Genomic DNA, 26,134 nt, shown 5'->3' on the forward strand with positions numbered 1-26,134 from the left:
CAGGGCCAGAACCCGTCGTCCAACAACGGCCCGGTCGGCAGCGGCCAGCCGTGGACCAAGGTGAATGACTGCGGCGCGCCGGCACCAGCTCCCGCGCCGGCCCCTGCGCCCTCGCCCGCCCCGGCGCCTGCACCGGCCCCCGCTCCTGCGCCGGCACCTTCCCCTGCGCCCGCCCCGGCCGCACGCGCCTACATCGGCTACTCCGGCACCTGGAACACCAGCATCTACGACCTGGCACCGGCCAACATCCCGAACTACTTCACCCACGTGAACCTGGCGTTCGCGAAGCCGAACACGCCGTACGTGAAGGGCAGCTATGCGTTCGACCAGTCGATCGCCGGCTTCGAGTTCGCCGAAGGGGCGTCCGGCAACAACGGCCAGCGCTTCTTCAGCGCCCAGCAGGCGCAGGACCTGCGCAACAACATCGCGGCATTGAAGGCGCGCGGCACGCAGGTCTGGCTGTCGTTCGGCGGCTGGGCCTACAGCCAGGGCAGCGAGTGGGCCAACTACAACGCGAAGGGCGTGGTCGACCTCGCGCTCGACCTGGGCGCCTCGGGCGTCGACCTCGACTGGGAAGTCAACGGCGCCTCGTGCAACAAGCTCGACGCCGCCAACTTCAGCTGCAACACCGATGCGCAGATCGTCGGCATCATCGACGCGACCTACGCCGAGATCCAGTCGCGCGGCGCGAAGCTCGGCATCTCGGTGGCCGGCTGGTCGACGGGCGCGTACTACGTGAAGGGCTCGCCGTTCGAAGAAGGCAAGGTGCAGTGGGGCTCGCCGTTCGGCGGCGTGATGTACACCGCCGTCAAGACGCGTGGCAGCAAGCTCAGCCACATCAATCTGATGTCGTACGACGGCGGCGACTACTACGACCCGCGCGAGGGCTACGAGTCGTACCGCGCGATCTACAACGGCCCGATCCACATGGGCATGGAGATCGCGCCGGAAGGCGCAGGCGGCGCGGTGCTGAAGATCCCGGCCAACGGCGTGCAGTACGACGCCGAGATGCTGAACGGCAGCAACAACATGGCGACGGCCTACTACAACGTCGAGACGCTGGTGAACTACGTGAAGCACAAGGGCCGCTCGAACGACGGCTTCATGCTCTGGCAGATCTGGAAGCAGCGCGTGCACATGCCGGCACCGGCCGGCGCGGCCACCGAGAACTCGGCCGGGCAGTACGTGTGCCGCAACCTGCCGCTGCAAGGGGACTGCAACCAGGCGATCCCGAGCCTGCCGAAGCAGTGACGCGGGGACAGGGTCAGGCCGGGCTGGATCGCAGCCCGTAGGCCTTGTCGCCGACGAAGAGGTACTCGACGCGCATCACCGCGTCGCCCTGCTCGCCGCTGCTGGCGTAGCCGATGGCCGAGACCTGCGCACCGGCGCGGATCTCGGCCAACTTCCAGGCGTCGAGCCGCGTCAGCGGTGCCAGCTCCAGCTCCCAGCGCCGGTCGCTGCGCCGCGGCAGCGTGGCCTTGGCCAGCAGGCCGGGGCCATCGACGGCGGCGGTCTGCGCCGGCAGCGGGCGCTTCGCCAGGCCCGCGGGCAGCTTGAGGCCGGCCGGCAACTCGATCATCAGCTCGGCGTGCGGGTTCTGCCACTTGCTGCTGACCACGGTCCCTTCGAGGTACAGCGGGCGTTCCTGGTCGAAGCCGCTCCACCCGTGGTGGGCCGATGCGGGGCGCACGGCCCACGGCGTGATGGCGGCGAGAACGGCGAACTGGCGGCGGCTCAACAGCATGGCGTGACTCCTGTGGCTGATGGTGGCGCTGACGGTGGCGTTCGATCCCTCAATAGGCGATCCAGCGACCGCAGACCACCACCGCGATCCAGAGGCCAGTGGACACCAGCATCTGTAGCCGCGCCGCCGTGTCGAGTTTGCGCAGCGATCCGCGGCGGTGGAACCAGGCGGCGTTGACCCCGGCGAGCGCCAGCAGGCCCATCTTGGTCACGAAGGCGCGGTTGGCGAGCAGCTCGCCGGGCTGCGTCGCGAACATCAGCAGGCCGCTGGTGGCCGCGAGCGAGAAACCGATCAGCGCCAGCGTGAGCGACAGCCTCGCCAGCGCCGGCACGGGCAACGCAGCCGCGTGACCGAACACGCGCACTTCCAGCGCGACCAGGTTGCCGAGCAGCAGCGCGATGCCGATGATGTGCGTCGCTTCGAGCGCGGGGTAGGCCCAGGGGCTTGTGGTCAGCGAGGCGAGCACCATGGCGCCGAACTTTAAGCGCTGCGACGAGGCGTCGATAGAATCGCCCCACGCCCCCTGCGTTCCGCATCGGGCACGCCCGGCACATCCCACCCCACGGTGCGGCCTATAAGTCAGCGAATCCCCTCCTCTTTCGCACCGTCGAATCGTCGTCCGCGTTGAACTGCCGAGCCAGTTCCGGGTCGCGATCGCCCTCCTGACTTCGTTGCCCTGAGCTTCTGCGCGTTGCCGCTGCGACCGCCGTGGGGCTTCCTGGCGACCCCTTCCGATCGATCACCTCATGACTTCCTCTTCTTCATCTTCTTGCCTGCATGACGTCGTCATTGCCGGCGCCGGCCCGGTCGGCCTCTTCCTCGCCTGCGAACTCGCGCTCGCGAAGCTCGACGTGCAGGTCCTCGAACGCGCTGAAAGCCCCGAAGCGCCGCTGAAGGCGCCACCGCTCGGCACCCGCGGCTTGTCGATCGCCACCGCCGAGGCGCTCCATCGCCGCGGGCTGCTGGACGAGCTCAGCATGGCCACCGGCGCTCCGCGCCAACCGCGGGCCGGCCACTTCGCCAGCATCGCGATCGACGCCGCCAGGATCGACCGGTCCGGCTGGAAATACTGCCTGCCGAACCCGGCATCGAACCCCTTCGCGGCCGACATGGGGTCGGTGGAGTCGGTGCTGGCGGCCCGGGCCGCCGCGCTCGGGGTCGACATCCGACGCGGGCATGCGGTCACCGGCATCGACGACCACGGCGACGAGGTGAGCGTCCACGCCAACGGGCGCTCGTTCCGCGCGAAGTGGCTGGTCGGCTGCGACGGCGGCCGCAGCGCGGTGCGCAAGCTGGCCGACTTCGAGTTCCCCGGCACCGAGCCGGAGTTCACCGCGTACTCGGCGCTGGTGGACATCGCCGATCCCGAGAAGCTGCGACCGGGCCGCAACGCGACACCCGCGGGCTTCTACATGAACGAGCCCGGTCGCATCGCGATCGCCGATTTCGACGGCGGCGCCTTCGACCGTTCGGAAGCGATCACGTCCGACCACCTGCAGGCGGTGCTTCGGCGGGTGTCGGGCACGGACGTGACGCTGTCGTCGGTCCACCTCGCCACCAGCTTCACCGACCGCGCGCGGCTGGTGACGACCTACCGCAAGGGCCGCGTGCTTCTCGCCGGAGACGCCGCGCACATCCATTCCGCGCTCGGAGGCCAGGGCCTGAACGCCGGCCTGGGCGACGCGATGAACCTCGGCTGGAAGCTGGCCGCCACCGTGCGGGGCAGCGCGCCCGCTGGCCTGCTCGACACCTACCACGCCGAGCGGCACCCGGTCGGCGAGTGGCTGCTGGACTGGACACGGGCGCAGGCCGCCGTCATGCGGCCCGACGCGCACGGGCGGGCGCTGGAGGGCATCGTCCGCGGGCTTGCCGATACGCCGGGCGGGGCCACCTGGTTCGCCGAACAGCTGTGGGGCGTGTCGTTGCACTACGACCTGGGCGGCGGTCACCCGCTGGTCGGCCGCAGCGCCCCGGATGTCGAGTTCCTCGATGGCAGCAGGCTCGCGTTCCACCTCCGGGCCGGCGCCGGCGTGCTGGTCGATTTCGACGGCTCGCAACCCTTGCGGCAAGCCATCGCCGGTTGGGGCGATCGAATCAGCTATGCGGCCGGCGCGACGAACGAGCTCGGGCTCTCGGCCCTGCTGGTGCGTCCGGACGGCTTCGTCGCATGGGCATCCGACACGGCAGCGGCCCCTGGCGATGTCGAGCCTGCCGCGACGAGATGGTTCGGTTTGCAGTGAAAGTCAGTACAGTGGCCCGGCGTCCCTCAACACAGACTGGAAACGCCCCATGCCCACCATCCTCATCGTCGACGATTCGGCTTCCATGCGTCAGATGGTGTCGTTCACGCTGAAGAGCGCGGGTTACACCGTCGTGGACGCGGTCGACGGCCAGGACGCCTACGAGAAGACGTCGAGCAACGATTTCGACCTGGTGCTGACCGATCAGAACATGCCCCGCCTGGACGGCATCGGCCTGACACGAAAACTTCGGGACAACCCGAAGTTCAAGACGACGCCGATCCTGATCCTGACCACCGAGTCCAGCGACAGCATGAAGCAGGCCGGCCGCGCCGCCGGGGCCTCCGGCTGGTTGGTCAAGCCCTTCGATCCCGCCAAGCTGATCGAAGTGATCAAGAAGGTCCTGGGCTAGCGCTCGCGGCCGCGCAGGCGGCTTCGTCGACTTGTGCACGCAAGTCGCGACGCCGGCAGAGACCGCTTCAAGCCGGGTGCATTCACGTCGATAACCCCCCCAGCATCCACGAGAGATGCACGTGAATCGCCCAGATGGAGACCTCACCATGTCATCAGTTGCCGACAGTACTCAGCAAGGCGCCCTGCCGGAAGCGCCAGCTTTGAGCAGCGGCACGCCCCTGTCCCACCGCACGTACCGCGACCTGCTCGAACAGGCGCAGGTGGGAGTCTTCGTCATCCAGCAAGGCTGCTTCAAGTACGTCAACCCGAAGGTGGTCGAGCTGCTCGGCTACTCCGAGGCACAGCTGCTGGCCGGCATGACCGCCACGGCCGTCGTGCACCCGCAGGACATCTCGCGGGTGGCCGAACACATCCGCCAACGCATGGCCGGCGTCGCCGGCGTGGCCTACGACATCCGGTGCGTGCGGGCCGATGGAAGCATCTTCGTCGGCCGGGTGTTCGGCCGGGCGATCGTCTTCGAGGGAGCGCCGGCCGACCTGGTCACGCTGAGCGACGTGAGCGAGATCCAGCGGGCGCGGGAACTGGCCGAGTGGCGTGCCCGCATGCTGGCGCAGACCGAACTGCTATGCCGCAGCGGCTCGGTCGAGATCGACCTCACGGCCCGGCGCGCCACCCTGTCGTCGGGCGCCTACGCGCTGCTGGGCGAGACCCACGAACCGGGGACCTTGTCGATCCTGGCGGCACTGCGCTGGATCCCGCGCGACGAACGCCGCTTCCTGCTGTCGATCTGGCGCGGCGCCGCGCGTGGCGACCCGTTCGAATTCCAGCACCGCATCCTGCGCGCCGACGGCAGCCGCCTGGTGGTGCTGCACCGCGGCGTGGTCGATGTCGGTGCCGACGGCGTGTCGCTGCGCGGTGTCGTCATCCTGCAGGACATCACGGCCCAGCGCGAGGCCGAAGGGCGCATCCAGGAGCTTGCCAACTACGACGAGCTGACCGGTCTGCCGAACCGCGTGCTGCTGCTGGACCGCCTGGATGCCGCGACCCATGCCGCGCAATGGGACGAAGGCCGCTTCGCACTGCTGTCGCTCAGCATCGCCCAGGTCGATCAGGTGGAAGAGACGATGGGGTTCGGCGCCGGCGACACCCTCGCGATGGCCATCGCGGCGCGGCTGTCCGGGCTGTGCCGATCGGAAGAGACCCTGGCCCACCTGGGCGGCGGCGAGTTCGCCGTGCTGCTCGACCCGGCGCTGGGCGACGGCGAAGACGCGGTCTCGCAACGGGCTCGCACCATCCTCGAAGGCCTGCGCCTGCCCGAGAACGTCGGGCAGACCGAGGTCTACCTCAGCTGCTCGATCGGCATCGCGACCTACCCGGCCGATGCCGATGGTGCACAACGCCTGCTGGAATGCGCCCAGACCGCGCGCCTGCACACCGACAACGGCGCCAGCCGCATCGCCTTCTTCACGCCGCAGGCGAACGTGCATGCGGTGCGCCGCATGACGCTGGAGTCGGCGTTGCGCCGCGCGATCGGCCGCCAGGAGCTGACGCTGCACTACCAGCCCCAGGTCGACCTCACCGATGGCCGGCTGATCGGCGTCGAAGCCCTGGTGCGCTGGCATTGCAGCGAGCTCGGCGACGTTCCGCCGGCCGAGTTCATCCCGGTGGCGGAGCAGACCGGGCTCATCATCCCGATCGGCGAATGGGTGATGCGCAGCGCCTGCACGCAGGCCGCCTCGTGGGCCCGCGCGGGCCTGCCGAGCGTGCGCGTGCACGTGAACCTGTCGCCGCTGCAGCTGCAGCAGCCCGACATCGCGCGCCGCCTGCACGCGATCCTGCTGGAGACGGGCGCCAACCCGGCGCACCTGGGCGTCGAAGTGACCGAGAGCATGCTGACCGTGGACGTCGAGCATGCGGCGCGCACGCTGCGCGAGCTGAAGGCCATCGGCGTCGAGATCTCGCTCGACGACTTCGGGACCGGCTACTCCAACCTGGGCGTGCTGCGCACACTGCCGATCGATGTCGTGAAGATCGACCGTTCGTTCGTGCACGACGTGACCGCTGCGCCCGAAGACGTCTCGATCACGCGCGCGGTGCTGACCATGGCGCACAGCCTGCAGATGAAGGTGCTGGCCGAAGGCGTCGAGACCGAGGGCCAGCTGAACCTGCTGATCGCCAACGGCTGCGACATGATCCAGGGCTACTACTTCAGCAAGCCGGTTCCCGCCGACGAACTGGAGCAGATGCTGCGCGAGAACCGCCGCCTGCCCGACCGCTTCCTGACGCGCGGCCAGCGCAAGCGCACCCTGCTGCTGGTGGACGATGAAGAGAACATCGTGTCCTCGCTGCGCCGCCTGTTCCGGCGCGACGGCTACAACATCGTCACCGCCCACAGCGGCGCGGAAGGCCTGCAGCGCCTGGCCGAGGTGAACGTCGACGTGATCGTGTCGGATCAACGCATGCCGGGCATGACCGGTGTCGAGTTCCTGCGCCGCGCGAAGGAGCTCTATCCCGACACGGTGCGCATGGTGCTGTCCGGCTACACCGAACTGCAATCGATCACCGATGCCGTCAACGAAGGCGCCATCTACAAGTTCCTGACCAAGCCGTGGGACGACGAACGCCTGCGGGTCCACGTGGCCGAGGCCTTCCGCCAGAAGGACATGGCCGACGAGAACCGGCGGCTCGCCCGCGAGGTGCACAGCGCCAATCACGAACTGGCGCTCGTCAACGAGCGCCTCGAGGGCTTGCTGACGCGCCAGCGGGAGCAGACGAGCCTCGAAGAATGCCGCGCCGCCAACGCACGCAGCGTGCTCGAGAACGTGCCGACCCCGATCGTCGGCGTCGATGCCGACGGGATGATCGCCTTCGTCAACCGCGACGCGCAGATGCTGCTGTCCGATGCCGGCGCGCTCATCGGCTGCGACGCCGACGAGGTGCTGCCGGCCGGGCTGTGCCAGGTGCTGTCGCTGGACGCCGGCGTGCATCGGCGCGTCGAGCTGCGCGGCCGCTGGCATCGCGCGGTGTGCCGCGCGATGGACGACGCGACCTCCAGCGGCAAGCTGCTCGTCATCACACCCGAATTCGAGACGGAGGTTTCCTGACATGTCCGAGCCCACCCGCTCCGCCGGCCCCGCCGCCGAACCACCGGCCGCTTCGCCCACAGCGCGTGCCACCGGCGCCGCCGAGGTGCGCGAGCGCCTGAACTACCTGTTTCGCGCCTCGCTGCAGGACGGCCGCCTGCACCCGCTCTACCACCTGATTCAACAGTACCGCCTCGGGGAACAACCGTGACGCAGCCCACCCTCCACCCCGACGCGATGCATGCCAAGGTGCGCACCTTGCCCGCGCTTCCGCAGGCCGTCAYCGAACTGCGTTCCGCGCTGAAGCGCGAAGACGTCGCCGTCGACGAACTCGCCGCGACCATCTCCCACGACCAGGCGTTGACGGCCAAGACGCTGCGCCTGGCCAACTCGTCGTTCTATGGCGTCGCCGGCCGCGTGTCGTCGATCCGGGGGGCGATCAACATCCTCGGGCTGCGCACCGTGGCCACGGTGGCGACGACGGCGGTGGTGATCTCGAGCTTCGATCGCACGGCCTGCGCCGGCTTCGACTTCGACGGCTTCTGGCGCCACGCGCTGGCCACCGCGTTCTGCGCGCAGGAGCTGGCAGCGGCCACCCACATGGACGGCGAGGCGGCGTTCTCTGCCGGCCTGCTGCACGACATCGGCCGCCTGGCCCTGGCCACCTACTTTCCGCTCGAGCTGGGCCAGACGCTCGCGTGGGCCGCCGAGCACGACGTCCACGCGATCGAGGCCGAGCGGCTGATGCTCAACACCGACCATGCGGCGGTGGGCGGCCTGATCGCCGAGCACTGGAACTTCGCGCCCGCCATCGCCGAGGCGATCCGCTGCCACCACGAGCTGCCCGCCCACAAGTCGGCGACCCTGGCCGACCTGGCCCACGTGGCCGACAACATGACCCACGCACTGGACCTGTCGGGACTCGACGAGGACATGGTGCCGCCGCTGTCGCTCGCTGCCTGGGAGCGCGTGGCGCTGTCGCCGCAGCAGGTGCAGAAGATCTTTGAACGAACCGAGCGGCAGGCGCAGAGCGTGCGCGACTCGCTGACCGTCTAGGAGACCCCATGGACCTGTCCACCCCCTCTGGCGCGCCGGCCGGCGACACCGCGGCCGCCCAGCTCACCCCCGTGCAGATCGAAGCCCTGCTGCGCGCGAACGAAGAACTGACCGAACTCAACCGCAAGCTCTCGGAGGCCCAGGACAAGCTGGTGCAATCGGAGAAGCTCGCCTCCATCGGCCAGCTGGCGGCGGGCGTCGCGCACGAGATCAACAACCCGATCGGCTTCATCTTCTCGAACTTCGGCACGCTGGAGAAGTACCTGGCGCAGCTGTTCGGCATGCTCGCCGCCTACGAAGCCGCAGAGCCCGCGCTCGCCGGCACCCCGGCCGCGGCGCAGCTGCTGCGGCTGCGCGAGGAGATCGAGCTCGACTACCTGAAGGACGACATCCCGGCGCTGATGACCGAGTCGAAGGACGGGATCCAGCGCGTGCGCAAGATCGTGCAGGACCTGAAGGACTTCTCGCGCGTGGATGCGCGGCAGGAATGGGAGTGGGTCAGCCTGCACACCGGGATCGACTCGACGTTGAACATCGTCAACAACGAGATCAAGTACAAGGCCGACGTCGTCAAGCGCTACGGCGAGCTGCCCGATGTCGAATGCCTGCCGTCGGAGCTGAACCAGGTGTTCATGAACCTGCTCGTCAACGCGGCCCATGCGATCAGCGCCGAGCGCGGGACGATCACGATCAGCACCGGCACCGCGGGCGACATGGCCTGGGTCGAGATCGCGGACAACGGTTGCGGCATCGCGTCCGAGAACCTGAAACGCATCTTCGATCCGTTCTTCACGACCAAGCCGGTCGGCAAGGGCACCGGCCTCGGCCTGTCGCTGTCGTACGGCATCGTCAAGAAGCACGGCGGTCGGATCGAGGTGAACAGCGAGCCGGGCCGCGGCACGGCGTTTCGGGTCAGCGTTCCGGTGAAACGCATCGACACCGCGGCGGCCTGAGGCGAGCCCCATGCAGGAAGCCGTCTTGTCCGGACCCGAGTCCGCCACGTCGACGCCGCCGGTGTCCGGGCTGCCCGTCGCGCCGTGGACGATCCTGTGCGTCGACGACGAGCCGAACATCCTGTCGTCGCTGCGCCGGGCGCTGCGCAATCCCCGCTACCGCGTGCTGACCGCGCCCGGCGGCGACGAGGCGCTGGCCATGCTGGAGGCCACACCGGTCGACCTGGTGATCTCGGACATGCGCATGCCCGGCATGGACGGCGCCCGGCTGCTCGGGCAGATCCGGCGCCGCTGGCCGCGCACCATGCGCATCCTGCTGACCGGCTACGCCGATGTCGACTCGACCGTCGCCGCCATCAACGAAGGCCAGATCTACCGCTACGTCAACAAGCCCTGGGACGACGGCGAGCTGCAGGTCACGGTGGCGCAAGCGCTGGAACGGCTCGAACTCGAACGGGAGAAGGAGCGGCTGGAGGCGCTGACGCACGCGCAGAACGAGGAGCTGCGGCGCTTCAATGCGGAACTCGAGCGGCGGGTCGAGGAGCGCACGGTCGAGGTGACGCAGGCCAACGACAAGCTCAAGCGCAACTACATGACCTCGATCAAGGTGTTCGCCAACCTGATCGAGCTGCGCGGCACGCAGCTGGTCGGCCACGGCCGGCGCATGGCCGAGATGGCGCGCGCGCTGTCCAGGGCGATGGGCTGCAACAGCGAAGACACGCAGGCGGTGTTCGTCGCGGCCTTGCTGCACGACATCGGCCTGATCGGGCTGTCCGACGAGATCCTGGCCAAGCCGGTTCCCAAGCTCAGCGTCGAAGAACTGGCGCTGTACCGCAAGCACCCGATCCTCGGCGAGCAATCGCTGATGGCACTGGACGACATGCAACCGGTCGCGGCGCTGATCCGGGCCCACCACGAGCACTTCGACGGCAAGGGCTTCCCCGACGGGCGCGCCGGCGCCGACATTCCGCTGGGTGCGCGCATCCTCGCGATCGTCGACGCCTACGACGACCTGCTCAACGGGCACATGGGTGCGGCCGGGCTGAAGACGGCGCAGGTGCGCACGCTGCTGATGCACGGCCGCGGCTCGCAGTTCGACCCCGAGGTGCTCGACGTCTTCCTGCACATCAACCAGCCCAGTGCCCCGACGCCGCCGGCGCCGATCTCGATGACCACCGAGCACCTGCAGCCGGGCATGGTGCTCGCAGCCGACATGATCTCGCGCGAGGGCGCGCTGCTGCTCGCGACCGACCACGTGCTGACCGCCGACACCATCCGCCGCATCCGGCAGTACGAACAACGCGAAGGCATGCGCATCGAACTGCGCGTGCGCCCCATGAGGAAAACCTGATGAAAGCATCCATCCTGCTGGTCGACGACGAGGTGCATGTGCTGACCGCGTTGCACCGCGTGCTGCGGCTGCCGCTGCGCGACCGCGCACGCATCGAGCTGTTCAGCGATACGCGCCTGGCGCTGGAGCGTGTCAAGGAACACGCGTTCGACGTGGTCGTGTCGGACTTCAGGATGCCGCACCAGGACGGCATCGCGTTCCTCGGCGCCGTGCGGGCGGTGCAGCCGCGCGCCGTGCCCTTGATCGTCAGCGCCTCGGCCGACGTCTCGACCCTGGTGCGGGCCGTCAACGACGCCCAGGTGTTTCGCTACCTGCTGAAGCCGTGGGACGACCAGGAATTGCTGAACTGCATCGATGCCGCGTTGCGCCGCGCCGGCGAGCTGCGCGAAGAGCACCTGCTGGCGGATGCGACGCGCCTGCGCCAGGGCAGCCTGTCCGCCGCCGAGGCGGAGCGGCGGCGCCTCGAAGCGATCGAGCCGGGCCTGACCCACGTCGACTGGGGCCCGCACGGCGAGGTGCTGATGCCGCCGCTGGACTGATCAGGACTGCGAAGGCCCCTTGCGATCGCGCGCGCCGAACTTCGGCACCAGCATGCCCACCTGCTTGCGGTACAGCTGGTAGCGCTGGCCGAATTGCGCGACCAGGTCGCGCTCCTCGAACCAGATGCCGATCAGGATGTAGCCCGTGCTGCCGGCGGCGAACAGGAAATGGCCCGCCGTCATCTGCGGTGTCGCCCAGAACCCGAGAATGAAGCCGAGGTAGATCGGGTGCCGCACATGGCGGTAGAACAGCGGCGTGTGGAACACCGGCGTCGGGAGCGCCTGGCCGCGCAGGTTCGCCCACACCTGCCGCAGCCCGAAGAGTTCGAAGTGGTTGAGCAGGAAGGTGCTGATCAGCAGCACGGCCCAGCCCAGCCAGAACACGCCCAGCAGCAGCATGCGCACGACCGGATCGGCTACCGACCACACCACCGGCTCGGCGATCGGCCGCCATTGCCACAGCAGCAAGGCCAGCACGGCGGTCGCCGCGAGCACGAAGCTGCTGCGCTCCATCGATTCGGGAATGATCTTCGTCCACCAGCGCTTGAAGCCGCGCCGCGCCATCACGCTGTGCTGCACGGCGAACAGCCCGAGCAGCGCCAGGTCGACGACCAGCGTTTCGACGAGCGGCGCCGCGGTGCCGCTGTCGATGGTCTTGGGCAGCAGCGGCAGGTTGCCGACAAAGCCGATGGCGTAGGTGAAGGTGGCGAGGAAGAAGAGGTAGACCACCAGGCCGTAGAGGGCTGCGAGGATTGCCATGTCGAGTCTCCCATTGCAGAACATTGCAGAAGTTGGTGGGCGGGTCACCGTGCCCACTCGCGGTTGTCCAGAACCTGCGCAATGCGCAGTGCGGCCCGTGCGGCACCGTCGGTCTCCACCGGCCGGTAGCGCACGGGTTCGTGCATCGCGGCCAGCGCGCGCGCGGCCAGTTGATCGGGGTCGAGCGTGGCCGCGTAGTCCATCGAGCGGTCGGCGGCGTAGTTGGCCAGGCGTTGGCGCACGTGCACGCATTGCTCGAAGTGCCGTTGCAGCGGAAAGCTCAGGAACGGCCGCCGCGTGGCCACCAGCTCCATCGTCGTCGACAGCCCGCCCTGCACCAGCGCGAGGTCGCAGCAGGCCAGGTGCTCGTACAGCTTGTGCACATAGGGCCTCAACTCGAGCCCTGGTTGCGGCTTGAACGCATCGGTCGACAGGCGCGGCCCGGTGACCAGGATCAGGCGCAACTCGGGCAGCTCGCGCTTCATGCGCGGGAAGGCCGCCGCGATGCGCTGCAGCAGATGCTCGCCGGTGGCCGTGCCACCGACCGCGGCGATGGCGATCTTTTCATCGCTGCGGTAGCCGTGCTGTGCGCGCAGGCGCTCGGTGTCGGCCAGCGTGCGCGCATCGAACGGCAGGCAGTAGCCGCAGTAGCAGAAGTTGCGATCGGTCCACTCGCGGATGACCGGCAGGCCGGGGCCGAAGCGCTGCTCGCTCACGTCGTCGCGGTTGCCGACGAAGATCGCCGCGTCGCGCAGGTACGGGTAGCGCGCCACATGCTCGATGTCGTCGGCATTGCGGTCGGCGCACAGCGCGGCCTCACGGTCATTGCCAGGCTCCATCGGCAGGCAGCCGACGAAGTCGGTCAGGAAGACATAGGGCTGGCGCTTGAGCTCCGGGTTCTCGTGGTAGTGGTAGTCGACATCCCAGGCCTCGTCGCCGATGACGATGTCGTAGTGCTCGGCCTCCATCAGGTCGACGAAGGTCATGAAGTTGCGGCTCATGATCTCGTCCATCGTGCGCAGCGCGAAGAAGGCCGACAGATCGTGTTCGCCGGCCACCTGCTCGAAATGGCGGCTCTCGTTGGCCAGCCGTTGCGTGATCGGGTGAAGGCGCTCGCCTTCGCACTGCAGGTAGCGAGCGGCCGGGTCGACCGTGAACCAGTCGATCGCGAGATCCGGCTGCAGCTTGCGCAACTCGCGCGCGATGGCCAGGTCGCGCTGCACGTGGCCCAGGCCGATGGCGCTGGAGATGAACAGCGCGCGGCGCGGGCGCGCCATCGCGCGCACCCAGGTGCGCTGGCGCGCCGGCCCGGCGACGAACTCGCGCAGCGTCCGGTTGAAGAGCACCGCGTCGCGCACCGCGGTGACATGCCCGCCGCCGGCGACCGTGAGCATCTTCGAGTCCGGCACCAGCGCGTGGATGTCGCGGCCCTTGGCATGCGGAACGCGCAGGTCACCGTCGCCATGGATCACCAGCGTCGGGCAGGTGATGCGGCGCGCCAGTTCGCGCACGTCGTTGCCCACCCACGCATTGCGGCAGGCGCCCAGCCATTCGGCGCTGGTGGCCCAGCCGTAGTGCACACCGTCTTCATAGGCCTTCGTCGAATGCGGTTCACTGAAGATCGTGCTCATGAACCAGTCGAGGTAGCCGGGCCAGTCGCCGCTGAGCAACTCGCCTTCCATCTTCAGGCGCTGCGCGAGTTTCTCGTCGCTGGGCAGCGAATCGGCGAAGCCGCCGGCGGTGATCACATGCGTCACGCGCTGCGGTTGTTCGGCCGCCAGCCGCAGCACCGTCATGGCCGCGGCCGAGATGCCGACCAGCGCGGTGCGCTCGGCGCCGACGGCATCGAGCACGGCCACGAAATCGGCATGGAAGTGGTCGAAGCTGTAGGCCGCCTGCCCGGTCGGCCGATCGGAGCGGCCGTTGCCGCGGCCGTCGGTGGTGATGACGCGGAAGTGCTGCGACAGGTAGGGCACCGTGCCCTTCAGCATCTGGCTGTGCACGACCTGGAACGACGGCGCAAAGGCGATCCACGGGCCGGCGTCGCCCCACACCGCATACCAGATCTTCACGCCCGCGCGGTCGACGAAGCCCTGCTGCGCCGGCTGCACCGTGTCGTAGGGCGAGGCGTCGGCAGCGGGCACCGACCCGGGCTCGGGCAAGGGGCCGGCGATGCAGTCGAATCGCTCGGGCAGCGGGCGGCGCGGCGTGTTCATGCGCGGCTCCGCGGGCGCCGCGCGGGTGCGATCGGCTCGGCGAGCTTCGCATCCAGCGACTGCAGCAGCCACTGGACGGCATCGAGCGCCGCGCCGTGGGCGAGCGATTCTTCCTTCACGCCGAGCAGGTCGGCGAACTCCATGCCCAGCCAGAACTCCGAGATCCAGCAGGCGATGACCTCGGCGGTGAAGGGCGGGGGCAACTTCGCGCCGGTGGCTTCGTACGCGGCCAGGGCCTCGCGCACGGCACCCAGCACCAGCTTCTTCCAGGCCAGCAGGCGCGGCAGGAACTTCTCGCGCAGGCCGGGGTTGGAGAGGCTGGCTGCCCACAGCTCGGCCTGCAGGCGCACGAAGCCCGACGCCAGGTCGTCCTGGTAGAAGCGCCGCGCGCTGGCCCACTTCTGCGCGAACCCTTCATCGCCTTCGTACATCGACGCCTGGCGTGCCAGCAGCCGCTGGTTCACCGCGTCGAGCACGTCGATCACCAACTGGTCCTTGCTGCGGAAGTGGTAGTTGATCAGCGCATGGTTGACGCCGGCGTCCTTGGCGATCTCGCGCACGCTCAGCGCCGCATAGCCATCGGCCACCAAGCGCCGGAAGGTCGCATCCAGGATGCGCTCGCGGGTCTGGGTCGCATTGCCGTCGTGCAGGCTCAAGCTTGCCGGCCTGGGCTTGCGAACTGCCGTCGTCGCGGGCATGGTCCACCAAGTGGTTTAAACGATCGTTCAAATCTAGGCGAGGAATGGGAGATGTCAAGCTCGGTTTGCTTCACGTCCGCGGACTGAAAGGCGACATTCCGCCGATCGCCGGTGCGCGCGCGGACGCACCGCCTCCCGACCTCGCGCCCCGGATCGACAAGCGCCGCGCCTACGTGGTGCTCAAGCCGATGATGTTCCCTGCGGGCCTGTACGGTGGGAACTCGGCGACGTTCGTCGTTCCGGTCGGGACGCCGGTGCCTACCGGCAATCCGGGCCACAGCACGGTTCACGATTTGAACAAGCCGTTGGCGACTTGCCAGGGGCCGATGTGCCGTTGATCAACGGGAAGGCGTGCCGGCATGCTCGCCGCTCGCGTACTGGCTGCCGCGATCGGAATGAGCGATCGAGCCATCCGCTTGCCCCGTGCACGACGGTCAGATGATGGAGCGGACAACGCCCCCGTCGACTCTCAGTGAAGAACCCGTTGTTCCAGAAGACTGCTCCGAGCACACGTAGACGACCAGATTTGCCACTTCTTCGGTCGTCGCAAAACGATTGGTCAGCGTGGAGGGCCGGGTCGTGTCCAGGAAGTTCTGCTCGGCTTCTTCCTGGGTGCCGCCTCGCTCCTTCGCGGACGCCTTCATCCAGTTGTTCATGATTTCGGAGCGAGTGGGGCCGGGCAGGACGGCGTTGACGGTAACGCCCGTGCCCTTGGCGAGCTCGGCCAACCCTCTGGACACGGCGAGCTGCGCCGTCTTCGTGACGCCATAGTCGATCATCTCCTTGGGAACCGCAATGGCCGACTCGCTGCTGATGAACACCACGCGACCCCACCCTCGCTGGATCATGCCCGGCATGAAGTGCCGTGATGCGCGAACGCCGCTCATGACATTGAGTTGGTACAGGTCGAGCCAGTCGGCATCGTTCTGTTCGAAGAAGCCCTTTGGATATGCCGTGCCCGCATTGTTCACGAGGATGTCGACATCCTTGGCCTGAGCTGCCAGGGAAGCAGATCCTTCGGCTGTGGAGACGTCTGCGGCGACACCGATGAAATCGGCGTTCGGCAGCAGCGCACGCAACTCTGCGATGGCTGTGTCCACGCGTTCCTTGGTACGCCCATTGATGACCACTGAAGCGCCGGCCCGGGCAAGGCCCTCGGCAATAGCCCGGCCGATGCCCGCGGTAGATCCGGTGACGAGGGCCTTTCGGCCGGTGAGTTCGATCCTCATGAGTTCTTCTCTCGGAGAGCACTGTCTGGCAGCAAGGAATGCAGTGTCCCGTTGCACGACACCCGCTGGAAGGCAGGGCGAGCGCATATCGCCTATGCTTTGATCGCATGGACTGGCCTCCTCGCACTCTTTCAATCACCGGTGCGAAAGCGGGATGACACATGCACGACGACAAGCCAACAACACCAGCACGGCACACTGGCGCGCCCCTGCGACGAGATCAGAAGGGCTCTCTGGTTCGACAAACAGGCAAGCTTCTGTGGATGCAATGCTTCGTGCGATCGGTGGAGACAGGCAGCTTCTCCGCAACGGCCCGTGAACTGGGCATCGGGCAGCCCAACGTCAGTCGCCACATCGGTTCACTCGAATCGCACCTCGGTCTGCGCCTGTTGCAGCGGACAACGCGCAAGCTGTCTCTGACGATCGAGGCGGAGCGCTACTACATCGAGGCCAGGCGTGCGCTGGACACGATCGACGAGGCGGAATCAGTGGCTCGCGACGAAGACGAGCCCCGGGGGCTGTTGCGGGTCAGCTGTTCGATGGTCGTCGGTTTGCTGCATGTGCAACCGTTGATCGCGCCGTTGCTCGCCAAATACCCGCATCTGGAAGTCGAGCTCCATCTGTCCGACGAATACGTCGATCTCGTCGCGGAGCGCTTCGACCTGGCTGTGCGCGTCGGCACCTTGAAGAGCAGCGGGCTGGTTGCACGACAGGTTGGCGTGTCGGAGCGAGCTGTATTCGCCAGCACGGAATACCTCGAACGCCATGGTGAGCCGGCCACGCCCCAAGACTTGATGCAACACGAATGCCTGTTGAACACCCGATTGCCCACTGGAAGTCTCTGGCCCTTCCTGGGCGGCGAGATCAATGTTCGTGGCCGCTACCGGCTCAACAACAATGAGGCGGTCGTGAACGCGGTGCGCCAGGGCCTGGGCATCGGCCTCGCACCGGCCTGGATCTTCGAAGAGGATCTGCGCGCCGGCCGCGTCAAGGCGCTGCTGCCTCAGCACCCGCTGCCCGCCGGGGAAGTCCATCTGGTCTACCCGGAGCGCCGACTGATTGCCAAGCGAACGCGGATCTTCATGGACGCGATCGACAGTGCCTTCGCCGGCAAGGCAGCCGTGCAGCCCGGCTACCTTGATAGCCTCCGAAACGCCGGGCTCTCGCCAGCCGGTCAGAAACGGGGCACGTGATTCGTTGAGTGCTGGAGGTCCGAGACGTTGCTGCATGCAGGCGCTCGCAAGCTTGGCTCACTGCTGCTCAGCGTTGGACGGCCGAGACCGGCAGACAGCCGTGCCCTCCGCCCGCCGCTCACCCGGCGGGCCTCGCTGGCGAACACGTAGGCGTGATGTGGGCGGGCGCAGCCGAGCACGGCGACGACCCGACCGAGGGCCGTGTCGGTTCCGGCTCGCATGTCCATCGGCTCGACCGACAGCCACAGCGCATCCACTCGGATCACCTGAGCACCTCGCGTAGCCAGGTCGCACACTCCGCTGCGGCGCTCACAGGCCAGGCAACCGAGACGTTGACCCCGCTGCGTTGAAGTTCGATGCGGATGTCGGGCTGCGGCTTCGGGGCGGGCAGTTGCGGGGGGACGAACTCAGGGGCCGGCGGTGCAGACGTCGTCGAGGTCGGTAACGGGGCGAGCAGCGGCGCTCCGCGCTGCTCTGCCTCGTTCACCCATCTGCGCAGCAGGTTCGCATTGATGCCGTTGGCCATCGCCACGGCTGCGCTCGACATGCCAGGTTGCTCGCAGGCCGCCACGAGCTGCGCCTTGAACTCGGCGCTGTGCTTGCGCCTTCGGCGGCGGCCTGCCGCCTTCACTACAGTAGCGTCCACGTGTCCACGGAGAAGTTAAGTGGAGTAGAGCCTCCTATGGCTGCGAGCTCAGATCAAGATGACTTGGCCGGACGCATACGTCGAGGAACCAGCGGCGCTCGGCGGGAGTGGCGCCGCGCGGCTTGGTCGTTGCGATGCCGAAGGCATTTCCCCAGCCTTGATGATGCGGAGTGGTGCACACCCTGGTAACTTGATCTTCCAAGTAGGGCTAGGAGGCGACCCTTTTCTTGATCGCCCAGGCGCTCAGATCATAAGAACCACGACAAAGGGATGCCATGCCGCGCACAGGCAGTGAGACCCGCTCGATCTCTACTTTCAAATCTCCTCGTTTTGGAGTCGTTGCTGCCTGTCTCGTTATGAGCGCTTGCACGACGCTTGTGACTGCGCCGGTTCGGCCGGATGTCGCCGTGCTCAAGCAGGGCATTGCTTGGGGCGAGTCTTATGACTACCTAGTGCGCGCCAGGACCAATATCTTGGCAGGTCAGGCAACGCTGGATTCGTTCAATGACGTCACGCTGGGCGCTGTCGGTGTTGGCACCGGCGGAGCGGCAGTGACGACTCTGGCGCGCGGCTCCGCTGACTCCATCCTCGGCCTACTCACGCTGGGCGGTCTCGGCTACTCATTGAACCAGGTCTCGACCCCACAGGTTCAACTCGACATCTACAAGGCCGGGCTCAAGCGACTGCTGTGTGTAGAAAGAACCGGCAAGCGGCTGAACAGCGCTACAACCTACACGCGACAAGCGCTGCCGCAATGGCAAGATGAACTCGACCGGGCTCTGAGCAACCTGTCGATCGATATCTCCTACGGGAAGGCCGCGCTGAGGGCGGATAGCACTGATGTCGCCCTCCGCGAGCAACTCACATCAGCGCAGGTGTTTGTCGCACAGGCACATACGCTGCGCCTCGATGTCGTCAAATACTTGCAATCAACGGATGTTCCGTTCGACATGTACCTGGCCGTCGATCGAGTCGTGACGGAGCTCAATGATCAACTGCGTGCACGAGCCGCGAAGCCCGACGACGTGGCCAAGCTCGGTGACAACATCATTGGCTTCAAGAAGGCTCGGCAGTTCGAGACGCCATCGACCGCGACGACGTCTGTTGATGGAAAATTGCCTGACGGAATCACAGTGGCGGGGCACGCAGCTATCGCCGACACGATCCTTAGTGACACCAAGCGTCTGGCGGAAGTCATGGCCGTCCTTCAAAGCTTATTGCCCGTGGCAGGCTACGAAACGACGGAAGCGCTCGAAGCGTGTTTCAGCAACTTGCCGACGCAGGGATTCTTCACAGCAACTCCCAGCGGGCCTATCAACTTGACCGTTGGGCAAGATCCCTACACCTTGACAATCGACACCGACGCGAGCGCGATCGAATTGAGCTTTGCTGGCACGACGCCCACCGCGCAAAACCTGTTGGTATCCAATCCGAGCGGGACGATCTACAGTTTTGCCGCGCCGGCGAACGCCGAGGAAAGGTCGTATATCATTTTCTTCCATCGCAAGAGCGAGACGCAGCGTTTGGGACCGAACTTCGAGATCAAGGTGACTCGTGTTGCCGCGAAGCTTGGCGACAAGCCGGTCGTGAAGGGAGGTGGGGTCGCCAACAAGCCGGGCAATCAATCGCTTGATTTTGGAAAGAAGCTGGTCCTGCTTGGACTCAATGCCACGGGCGTTGTGATCAAGGACGAGAGAGATCAGAATTTCATCACGCGCGTCCAGAAGCTCAATGTCTGCGTTGGTCTTCCCGCAGGAGACGGTTCGCTCAAGGACGATCTGATTGCGAAACTGAAAAAGAAAAATGCTGTCAACTCTGTAGGCGAATGCCCAGGAGACCTTGATATTGCTGCTGGTCCAGCTGTCAATAAGGCTCCCATTCCGTCATCGCCTGTGATTGCGGCTCCAAAGGCAGTTGCCCCACCAGCTTCTGCCGCCAGCAAGTGATACACCGGGCCGCTTGCCCGGTCCACGACGAGGGGGTTTTCATGCCAACTGTCATCCCGCGAGTTGCCTCGCATTCCTTGTCGACTCATGCCTTTCGACGTGCGTCCAGGGAACGGGGTCCGAAACGCTTCTCTCCGAGCGGCGCTGGAACACTGGCCTTACTAGGTGTCGCCGTCCTCGTCCTCGGACTAGTGTAGTGCGCTCGAATTAGGGGAACTTAATTTCTGAAGCAAACTCCATCCTCGACGGGAGGTTGGAAGCATGCGAGTCGCGGCSGAGATCAAGTTGGATGGGGAAGTGCAGCGGGAGCTGCAGGCGCTGAGCCGRCGAGGAAGCGTGCAGGCGCGGGTRCAGCAGCGGGCGAAGATCATCTTGTTGGCGGCGCAGGGCCTGCAGAACAAGGAGATCGCGRCGCAGGTGGGYCTGGACCGCCGGCAGATCGCCTTGTGGCGACAACGCTTCCTCGAAGGGGGCGTGGCCGCGCTGATGCAGGACGCGCCGCGTTCGGGGCGCAAGCCCAGCGTGACGACGCCCGCGATGGAGTCGCGCATCGTCGAGTCGACGCTGCACGACAAGCCCATTGCCGCCACGCACTGGAGCACGCGCACGTTGGCCGCGCAGCTCGGAGTGGGCCCGACGACGATCCGCCGGGTCTGGCATCGCAACGGCCTCAAGCCGCACCTGCAGACGACGTTCAAGCTCTCGCGCGACCCCCGCTTCAAGGACAAGCTGGTGGACGTGGTGGGGCTGTACTTGAACCCGCCAGAGCGCGCACTGGTGCTCAGCTGCGACGAGAAGAGCCAGATCCAGGCGCTGAACCGCACGCAGCCGGGCCTGCCGATGAAGGCCGGACGCGCGGGTACCGTCACCCACGACTACAAGCGCCACGGCACGACCACGCTGTTCGCCGCGTTGAACACGCTGGACGGCACCGTGATCTCGATGTGCCAGCAACGCCACCGGCACGAAGAGTGGTTGAACTTCCTGCGCCTGATCCAGCGGCGCACGCCCAAGCACCTGACGCTGCATCTGATCGTGGACAACTACGCCACCCACACCCACCCGCAGGTGCAGGCGTGGCTGGCCAGGCACCCGCGCTTCGTCATGCACTTCACGCCCACCACCGCCTCCTGGCTGAACATGGTCGAGGGCTTCTTCCGCGACATCTCCGAGAACCGCATCAAGCGCGACAGCTTCACCAGCGTCGCCGAGCTGGAGTTGGCCATCGACCTGTACATCGCCCACCACAGCGCCGACCCCAAGCCCTTCATCTGGACCGCCAGCGCCACCGACATCCTCGCCAAGGTCACCCGCGCCAAGGCAGCTCTCGATCGTGTCGCTAAATAGGTTCATTCAATTCAAGCGCACCACACTAGGAAGCTTCGACTCAACGTCATTCCTTTCCCCGCCCGCAAATCTTGTAGACAGTAGACCGCCTTCAGCGTGCCGAACACATGCTCGACCCGTTGCTGTCATAGCCGCTATCGTATCGGGTGACAGCCAGTTGCCCGAAGCGGGTGTCCAACGTGCTGAACCCGAATTCGACAAATTCAGCGTGTGCGGCCGGCGAACTTGCTGGCGGCTTAATGAACCCGCAGCACCTCAAACTGCTGTCGGATTGGAGCGACCTGTATCCACACCTCATCACCCTCGCATTTGCCCAGCATGGCCCTGCCCAACGGGGCTTCGCTGCTGATGACCTGAACGAGTTGAGCGCCGCTGACCAACTTCATGCTGCCCCCATCAGGGCCGAGAAAGAGCTGTTGCTGCTTGTCGGCGGAATCGACTAGGCAGACCAGCGCGCCGAGCTGTATACCTTTGCTGGCGTCGTAGGGGCGCGGGCGGAATTGGCGCCAATTGGCCATCGCCTGGCGGGTGGCGTCGGCGCGACGAGCTTGGCCGCTGGCCAGGTAGGCAGCTTCGAGACCCAATGTGTCGTATTTGTTTTCGGCGACGCTTTCTTCGTGAGTCGCCGTTTCATGGGCCGCCCGCGCTGCCTGTTCGGCTTGCAGCAGGTCTTCCGCGAGCCGTTCCAGCACCTGCTGCTGGAGCAAGAATTTATCCATGATGAAACCGCGAGGCATCTCGAACAAGCGGGGTCAGATCTTGATTATGAAGGGCTCCGCCAGCTGTCGACGCTTCTGTTGGCTGCAGGTCAACGTCAGCTATGGGCACGAAGCTGCCGCCAGCCAGGCGCCGACCAACGGCTGCTCGTGGTCGGGACTACCTGTTCGTAGTCGGGCCAGACAACGGACATTCGGTTTGATTGCGAAATTTCTAACGTCAGCAGTCGGCAGGGTCTGCGAAGGGGTAGTCCCGGCCACAAACGGTCGGACGCCCTCGCATCACATTGCCGCCACTCAATTCCTGAGGCCGACTGGCCAAGTCTGGGCTCAACACAGCGAAAACCGGCTGCCCGGCCGACAGCCGAACTGGCGCTGTCGCCGGGGCTATATTAAGAGGTCGCACTGCGCTCGTCACGTCGACTGCTACCTCTCAAATTCCACTGTAGTTGACGATCGACGCTTGACGAAGGGTATGAAGACCCCCGACAAACTGATCCAAAGCGGTTCAATGCGACTCTGCAGTGCGGCCGTGGTGATCGCGGTCATAGGGCGGTGCTGAAAATGCGTGCGATAACGATGTTGATCTCCCATACGACAAGCCCTGGCCTGACCACTTTCCAGTGCCATACCGCTGAGCTTTGCGCCGAGTCAACGGTCGCTAAAAGGTTCCTTGGTGCGGCTAGCCTGCGCTGCGTGGCCTGAAAAAATCAACTTTCGTCCTCAGTAGCAACATATTGAAACGGGGCTTCGTCGGCGCCATCGATTGGTGATGCAGCACGAAGTTCTCCACGCCAAAAGCGCCTCAGCCGGATAAGGTCCATCAAAATCGGACCACTGAATCCTATCCATTTATAGCCGTCTGCCCCACTGATAGACATGCCGGCGTTGGCGACGGCCTTGCCTGCAGCGAACTCGTGGACTACCGCTGCAGACCCTTCGACTCGAAGCTTCGTTCCTTTCGACAGTCCCATTAATATTGTTGCCGGCGCTGCGAATCGGATACTACTAACTACCACCCAATTAAAATTCCAACCGGGTGATTTTCGTAAATTCAAAGCGACTTCAAAAATATTCGACATGGATTGCACATGGCTTTTTGCGGCCCTGATCACAAGACCGCCAGAGCTTCCAAAACTAAACTCGAGCGCCGCGATCGCGTTCCCGGCCTGCGGCACCGACCCTCCTCCCGCGCGTGCACTTCCGTCCGCATCAATTTGGACCGCGGTAGTTCCCTCGCTGGTAAATTCGTAGAACCCACGAGTGCCTTCTTCCAGCTGAAATGTGGTGGCAAACTCGTTGATGCTCCCGCGCTTCGAAAATACGCCGTTCGAAAACTCGCCAAAATCACCGAGGGCCAGTGGGTTACCCGGCTCCCAAACAGCATGCCGACCCAGTTCTCGACGGACCGATGACGTGTACATTTTTTCAATAGTCATGTAGATTTCTCCTGTTATTATGTAGGCTGCGATAGTCTGTTCCTATACTGGGGCAGCAATTCATCCTGAGCGCCTTGGATGTGCCACTGCTTTAGGACGTAGGATATTCCAACCCAAAGCATGTTGGACAATTCCTGAATACCGTTAACCACCCCCTCGATCTTCTCTCTTTCATGGCAATCTTGAATCTCAAGTAGGGTCCGACTTAGGCAATACTTCCTTCGCTCTATTTGCGGGGGGTGGGTCGACAAAGGGCTTCGCGGAACGTACGCTCCCGTAACCATTACATCGGCGGCGGCCTCTAGAAGGTGCATCAATGTGAAGTAGATATGGACGGCCGCATAACTCGTGGCGATATCTATACCACCCATTTTGCCAAGCCTCATGACCGCTCCTACACTCAGGAGGTCTGCGTTCATTTCCGAGGATATGCTCGCAAGTGCATTTAGGACAGCAGCCCGAGCCTCATCTTGATCCGCAAAGGTGCCTTCGGTTCGGAAAGCCAAAATTCCAGCGTCCTCGAGAATATGTCCGTATTCGTGAGCCAAAATAAAGGCATATATCTGGCAAAGCAATGAGCCAAATATGTCACTTTCCGACGCGGAGCTTTGCTTAAAAACACCCCTTGGTTGGTTCGTCAGATTCTGAACGATGACCCGAGCTTTTCCATAGTCACCCAATAAAGCGCCAGCGACAGCTTCTAGCATTCCCGGATACTTATCGTAAACATGGTCAGCCGTGGATGGGTCGTCCCATTTCACTTTGCTGAGTTCCAGCACTCCATCATCTACTGCCTCAAGTGGCACTGCCGCAACAAAAGCGCCAACGGCAATGCGAATATATTCAAGCAGGCCAGGCTGGAAGAGAATTGCGTATCTTGGCCTCCCCGGTATTGCCAGGACAAATGCATTGGTGCCGTGCCCTGGCCATTCTCCCAACAGTGGCCTTTCGTAGGGGAGTTTCTGCCATCCAATGATCTTCTCCAACTGGTTTGCCAGTTCCCCAAAAACCGTCTGCAGAAATGGATGGTCATACCTCGAACTGGTACGGAACGGATCTTCATCCGAACGGTTCGGAGCGGAAAGTCCAAGCTTGGCAAACTCTTCGAGTTGCGCGGCTTCAAGCCACGCAACGTCCTTATCGTTCGCGCTTGTCATGCGATCACTCCGTCAATGCCGAAGTCCAAAGGTTAGCAAGATTTGATAGCGGATTTCCAGCAGTCGCCTGAGGGACAGAGCACCGAGGCGTCGCTGCAGCACAGTTCAGTCGCCATCCGCGAAATGCAGGCGATCCAGACCCGAATGTGCGCTCACAAAGGGTAGAGCGGTAGGTGGGATGGCAACGGCGCGGAAGGCCGCTCGGGTCCGGCCCCCCGGAGCGGCACCGCGCCCGTGTCGCCAGCGTCGACGTTGTACCGGCCTGGGCCGCGTCGACCATCGCTGAGCGTCAACTTCCACGCCTTGTCGCCGAGCTCGAAGCTCATGTACAGGGCGCCCTGGATCACCTTATCCTTGCCTTGCAGGACTGTCTGTGTCGTCGCCATTTCCATCTCCTTTGCGGTGAGGTTGGAAATCCCGTTCTAGCTCAACGGGTGTCGATCGGGTGGTCCTGCGTAGCATCTTTGGAGGATGAGCACCTTCGAGTGGCAGTCGGCCTATGGCGGCTGGACTTTCAAACCGGTCGTTGGCGTGGTGATTTCTTGGCCGATCGTATGACTGGAAGTGGCCGACTGTGCCCCCTTCGTCCGTCGCCCTGCAAGCGGTCGCCCAGCGGAGACGGTATGACGTCCGACAGACTGCTCTCGAGCGAGGCGGCGAACTTACACTGTCGGCCATAACCGGTTCTCCGCCAACGGCGGCTCTCGGGACTCCAACTCAGGAACGCCCCACGCGATCCCCATCAGTGGTCAAGCCGAAGCCTTTGCAGCCGTGGGTCCAGCGGGACCCATGCCGGCGATGACCGTGGAGGAGGCGAACAACCGTGCAGCTTCACGCCTAGTCTTACTGTGTCACTAAAATCGTGGCACGATACGCAACTCTTCATTCTTCAGACGAGGAACGATGGGTGCGAGCGAACGGTTTGACGAGTACATGGAGCACCTGGCGCAAGGTCTGGGGCATTCGGACCGCCATGCGGGGCTCAAGGGGTATTGCACGGGGCTGATGCTGCCGCTGTCGCGCAAGAGCGTGGAGCCGATGGCCGCGCGGGTGGATCCCGTGCATGCGAGCGCCCGGCATCAAGCGCTGCATCACTTCGTTGCCAAGGCTGAATGGTCCGATCGAGAGATGCTGCGCCGGGTCTGCCARTGGGTGGTGCCGCAGATGGACTTCAGCCRAGGCGGCTGGTGGATCATCGATGACACCGGGTTCCCGAAGAAGGGCAAGCACTCGGTGGGCGTGACCCGTCAATACTGTGGGATGCTGGGCAAGCAGGACAACTGCCAAGTGGCGGTGAGCGTGTCGCTGGCCTGCGATCAAGGCAGTGTTCCGGTGGCGTGGCAGCTCTATGTGCCCGAGGACTGGGCCGCGGACCCGGTGCGACGGCAGCGGGCCGGTGTGCCCGAGG

The 26,134-nt window shown here is 65.3% G+C and carries 25 protein-coding genes; 14 read left to right on the forward strand and 11 right to left on the reverse strand.

The window, feature by feature from the left end; all coding sequences use genetic code 11:
- Window positions 1-1,251: glycosyl hydrolase family 18 protein (locus ACXJLU_RS25480; protein ID WP_457335812.1), on the forward strand; the 1,251-nt coding region annotated here is incomplete at its 5' end.
- Between the two features lie 13 nt (window positions 1,252-1,264).
- Here the strand turns inward: ACXJLU_RS25480 and ACXJLU_RS25485 are convergent.
- Together ACXJLU_RS25485 and ACXJLU_RS25490 are read right to left on the reverse strand one after the other, a co-directional pair.
- Window positions 1,265-1,744, reverse strand: a complete 480-nt coding sequence (locus ACXJLU_RS25485) for a DUF6152 family protein (protein WP_457335814.1) — start codon at window positions 1,742-1,744, stop codon at window positions 1,265-1,267.
- Between the two features lie 49 nt (window positions 1,745-1,793).
- Window positions 1,794-2,213, reverse strand: coding sequence for a hypothetical protein (locus tag ACXJLU_RS25490; RefSeq protein WP_457335816.1), 420 nt, complete (start codon window positions 2,211-2,213; stop codon window positions 1,794-1,796).
- Window positions 2,214-2,490: 277 nt separating this feature from the next.
- Here ACXJLU_RS25490 and ACXJLU_RS25495 point away from each other — a divergent pair, with 277 nt between their 5' ends.
- The 8 genes from ACXJLU_RS25495 to ACXJLU_RS25530 all read left to right on the forward strand — a co-directional run bounded on the left by ACXJLU_RS25495 (window position 2,491) and on the right by ACXJLU_RS25530 (window position 11,380).
- On the forward strand, window positions 2,491-3,984 hold the full coding sequence (locus ACXJLU_RS25495; RefSeq protein ID WP_457335818.1) for an FAD-dependent monooxygenase: 1,494 nt from the start codon (window positions 2,491-2,493) through the stop codon (window positions 3,982-3,984).
- A 49-nt stretch (window positions 3,985-4,033) separates the two neighbouring features.
- Window positions 4,034-4,396, forward strand: a complete 363-nt coding sequence (locus tag ACXJLU_RS25500) for a response regulator (RefSeq protein WP_073464932.1) — start codon at window positions 4,034-4,036, stop codon at window positions 4,394-4,396.
- 148 nt (window positions 4,397-4,544) lie between these two features.
- Window positions 4,545-7,502, forward strand: a complete 2,958-nt coding sequence (locus ACXJLU_RS25505) for an EAL domain-containing protein (RefSeq protein WP_457335820.1) — start codon at window positions 4,545-4,547, stop codon at window positions 7,500-7,502.
- Between the two features lies 1 nt (window position 7,503).
- Entirely contained in the window at window positions 7,504-7,692 is a 189-nt protein-coding gene (locus ACXJLU_RS25510) for a hypothetical protein (protein WP_457335822.1), read from the forward strand.
- Entirely contained in the window at window positions 7,689-8,537 is an 849-nt protein-coding gene (locus ACXJLU_RS25515; protein ID WP_457335824.1) for an HDOD domain-containing protein, read from the forward strand. The genes ACXJLU_RS25510 and ACXJLU_RS25515 overlap by 4 nt, the downstream gene beginning before the upstream one ends.
- Before the next feature lie 8 nt (window positions 8,538-8,545).
- Complete coding sequence (locus tag ACXJLU_RS25520) at window positions 8,546-9,490, forward strand: ATP-binding protein (RefSeq protein ID WP_457335826.1); 945 nt, start codon at window positions 8,546-8,548, stop codon at window positions 9,488-9,490.
- A gap of 10 nt (window positions 9,491-9,500) precedes the next feature.
- Complete coding sequence (nosR, locus tag ACXJLU_RS25525) at window positions 9,501-10,841, forward strand: response regulator c-di-GMP phosphodiesterase, NosR family (protein ID WP_457335828.1); 1,341 nt, start codon at window positions 9,501-9,503, stop codon at window positions 10,839-10,841.
- On the forward strand, window positions 10,841-11,380 hold the full coding sequence (locus ACXJLU_RS25530) for a response regulator (RefSeq protein WP_457335830.1): 540 nt from the start codon (window positions 10,841-10,843) through the stop codon (window positions 11,378-11,380). Before nosR ends, ACXJLU_RS25530 begins: the two co-directional genes overlap by 1 nt.
- On the opposite strand, the gene mddA is transcribed toward ACXJLU_RS25530, so the two are convergent.
- Genes mddA through ACXJLU_RS25545 form a run of 3 tightly spaced genes read right to left on the reverse strand, consistent with a single transcriptional unit; the run spans window position 11,381 to window position 15,011 of the window.
- A complete protein-coding gene (gene mddA, locus ACXJLU_RS25535) occupies window positions 11,381-12,139 on the reverse strand; it encodes a methanethiol S-methyltransferase (RefSeq protein ID WP_457335832.1) in 759 nt (252 codons plus the stop codon).
- Between the two features lie 44 nt (window positions 12,140-12,183).
- Entirely contained in the window at window positions 12,184-14,355 is a 2,172-nt protein-coding gene (locus ACXJLU_RS25540) for an alpha/beta hydrolase (protein WP_457335834.1), read from the reverse strand.
- Window positions 14,352-15,011 carry a TetR/AcrR family transcriptional regulator gene (locus ACXJLU_RS25545; protein WP_457335836.1) on the reverse strand — a complete coding sequence of 220 codons (660 nt, stop codon included), beginning with the start codon at window positions 15,009-15,011 and terminating at the stop codon, window positions 14,352-14,354. Before ACXJLU_RS25545 ends, ACXJLU_RS25540 begins: the two co-directional genes overlap by 4 nt.
- 86 nt (window positions 15,012-15,097) lie before the next feature.
- Between ACXJLU_RS25545 and ACXJLU_RS25550 the strand changes: the two genes are divergently transcribed.
- Complete coding sequence (locus ACXJLU_RS25550; RefSeq protein ID WP_457335838.1) at window positions 15,098-15,391, forward strand: hypothetical protein; 294 nt, start codon at window positions 15,098-15,100, stop codon at window positions 15,389-15,391.
- Between the two features lie 96 nt (window positions 15,392-15,487).
- On the opposite strand, the gene ACXJLU_RS25555 is transcribed toward ACXJLU_RS25550, so the two are convergent.
- On the reverse strand, window positions 15,488-16,282 hold the full coding sequence (locus ACXJLU_RS25555) for an SDR family NAD(P)-dependent oxidoreductase (RefSeq protein WP_457335840.1): 795 nt from the start codon (window positions 16,280-16,282) through the stop codon (window positions 15,488-15,490).
- A gap of 161 nt (window positions 16,283-16,443) precedes the next feature.
- Between ACXJLU_RS25555 and ACXJLU_RS25560 the strand changes: the two genes are divergently transcribed.
- Window positions 16,444-17,475, forward strand: a complete 1,032-nt coding sequence (locus ACXJLU_RS25560; RefSeq protein ID WP_457335842.1) for a LysR family transcriptional regulator — start codon at window positions 16,444-16,446, stop codon at window positions 17,473-17,475.
- A gap of 262 nt (window positions 17,476-17,737) precedes the next feature.
- On the opposite strand, the gene tnpA is transcribed toward ACXJLU_RS25560, so the two are convergent.
- Entirely contained in the window at window positions 17,738-18,106 is a 369-nt protein-coding gene (gene tnpA, locus ACXJLU_RS25565; RefSeq protein ID WP_457335844.1) for an IS66-like element accessory protein TnpA, read from the reverse strand.
- 290 nt (window positions 18,107-18,396) lie between these two features.
- Between tnpA and ACXJLU_RS25570 the strand changes: the two genes are divergently transcribed.
- Together ACXJLU_RS25570 and ACXJLU_RS25575 are read left to right on the forward strand one after the other, a co-directional pair.
- Window positions 18,397-20,067 (forward strand): hypothetical protein, encoded by a 1,671-nt coding sequence (locus ACXJLU_RS25570; RefSeq protein ID WP_457335846.1) that lies wholly within the window; start codon window positions 18,397-18,399, stop codon window positions 20,065-20,067.
- A gap of 261 nt (window positions 20,068-20,328) precedes the next feature.
- On the forward strand, window positions 20,329-21,414 hold the full coding sequence (locus tag ACXJLU_RS25575) for an IS630 family transposase (RefSeq protein WP_457335848.1): 1,086 nt from the start codon (window positions 20,329-20,331) through the stop codon (window positions 21,412-21,414).
- A 236-nt stretch (window positions 21,415-21,650) separates the two neighbouring features.
- On the opposite strand, the gene ACXJLU_RS25580 is transcribed toward ACXJLU_RS25575, so the two are convergent.
- From ACXJLU_RS25580 to ACXJLU_RS25595, 4 genes are all read right to left on the reverse strand, one after another.
- Window positions 21,651-22,133, reverse strand: coding sequence for a GreA/GreB family elongation factor (locus ACXJLU_RS25580; RefSeq protein ID WP_457335858.1), 483 nt, complete (start codon window positions 22,131-22,133; stop codon window positions 21,651-21,653).
- 707 nt (window positions 22,134-22,840) lie between these two features.
- On the reverse strand, window positions 22,841-23,569 hold the full coding sequence (locus ACXJLU_RS25585) for a hypothetical protein (protein ID WP_457335850.1): 729 nt from the start codon (window positions 23,567-23,569) through the stop codon (window positions 22,841-22,843).
- Window positions 23,570-23,586: 17 nt separating this feature from the next.
- Complete coding sequence (locus tag ACXJLU_RS25590) at window positions 23,587-24,726, reverse strand: hypothetical protein (protein WP_457335852.1); 1,140 nt, start codon at window positions 24,724-24,726, stop codon at window positions 23,587-23,589.
- A 152-nt stretch (window positions 24,727-24,878) separates the two neighbouring features.
- On the reverse strand, window positions 24,879-25,112 hold the full coding sequence (locus ACXJLU_RS25595) for a hypothetical protein (RefSeq protein WP_457335854.1): 234 nt from the start codon (window positions 25,110-25,112) through the stop codon (window positions 24,879-24,881).
- 517 nt (window positions 25,113-25,629) lie between these two features.
- On the opposite strand from ACXJLU_RS25595, the gene ACXJLU_RS25600 reads away from it, so the two are divergent.
- Window positions 25,630-26,134 (forward strand): IS701 family transposase (locus ACXJLU_RS25600; protein ID WP_457335856.1); only part of this gene is annotated, 505 nt, incomplete at its 3' end.

The sequence above is a fragment of the Rhizobacter sp. P5_C2 genome (assembly GCF_054049715.1).

Bases quoted from the DNA above. Each gene is read 5' to 3' on its own strand.
- ACXJLU_RS25540 (WP_457335834.1), bottom strand. From the start codon at position 14,355: ATGAACACGCCGCGCCGCCCGCTGCCCGAGCGATTCGACTGCATCGCC.
- ACXJLU_RS25500 (WP_073464932.1), top strand. From the start codon at position 4,034: ATGCCCACCATCCTCATCGTCGACGATTCGGCTTCCATGCGTCAGATG.
- ACXJLU_RS25570 (WP_457335846.1), top strand. From the start codon at position 18,397: ATGCCGCGCACAGGCAGTGAGACCCGCTCGATCTCTACTTTCAAATCT.
- ACXJLU_RS25495 (WP_457335818.1), top strand. From the start codon at position 2,491: ATGACTTCCTCTTCTTCATCTTCTTGCCTGCATGACGTCGTCATTGCC.
- ACXJLU_RS25550 (WP_457335838.1), top strand. From the start codon at position 15,098: ATGGGAGATGTCAAGCTCGGTTTGCTTCACGTCCGCGGACTGAAAGGC.
- ACXJLU_RS25560 (WP_457335842.1), top strand. From the start codon at position 16,444: ATGCACGACGACAAGCCAACAACACCAGCACGGCACACTGGCGCGCCC.
- ACXJLU_RS25510 (WP_457335822.1), top strand. From the start codon at position 7,504: ATGTCCGAGCCCACCCGCTCCGCCGGCCCCGCCGCCGAACCACCGGCC.
- ACXJLU_RS25580 (WP_457335858.1), bottom strand. From the start codon at position 22,133: ATGGATAAATTCTTGCTCCAGCAGCAGGTGCTGGAACGGCTCGCGGAA.
- ACXJLU_RS25530 (WP_457335830.1), top strand. From the start codon at position 10,841: ATGAAAGCATCCATCCTGCTGGTCGACGACGAGGTGCATGTGCTGACC.
- nosR (WP_457335828.1), top strand. From the start codon at position 9,501: ATGCAGGAAGCCGTCTTGTCCGGACCCGAGTCCGCCACGTCGACGCCG.
- ACXJLU_RS25490 (WP_457335816.1), bottom strand. From the start codon at position 2,213: ATGGTGCTCGCCTCGCTGACCACAAGCCCCTGGGCCTACCCCGCGCTC.
- ACXJLU_RS25555 (WP_457335840.1), bottom strand. From the start codon at position 16,282: ATGAGGATCGAACTCACCGGCCGAAAGGCCCTCGTCACCGGATCTACC.
- ACXJLU_RS25590 (WP_457335852.1), bottom strand. From the start codon at position 24,726: ATGACAAGCGCGAACGATAAGGACGTTGCGTGGCTTGAAGCCGCGCAA.
- ACXJLU_RS25585 (WP_457335850.1), bottom strand. From the start codon at position 23,569: ATGACTATTGAAAAAATGTACACGTCATCGGTCCGTCGAGAACTGGGT.
- ACXJLU_RS25595 (WP_457335854.1), bottom strand. From the start codon at position 25,112: ATGGCGACGACACAGACAGTCCTGCAAGGCAAGGATAAGGTGATCCAG.
- ACXJLU_RS25505 (WP_457335820.1), top strand. From the start codon at position 4,545: ATGTCATCAGTTGCCGACAGTACTCAGCAAGGCGCCCTGCCGGAAGCG.
- ACXJLU_RS25520 (WP_457335826.1), top strand. From the start codon at position 8,546: ATGGACCTGTCCACCCCCTCTGGCGCGCCGGCCGGCGACACCGCGGCC.
- mddA (WP_457335832.1), bottom strand. From the start codon at position 12,139: ATGGCAATCCTCGCAGCCCTCTACGGCCTGGTGGTCTACCTCTTCTTC.
- ACXJLU_RS25485 (WP_457335814.1), bottom strand. From the start codon at position 1,744: ATGCTGTTGAGCCGCCGCCAGTTCGCCGTTCTCGCCGCCATCACGCCG.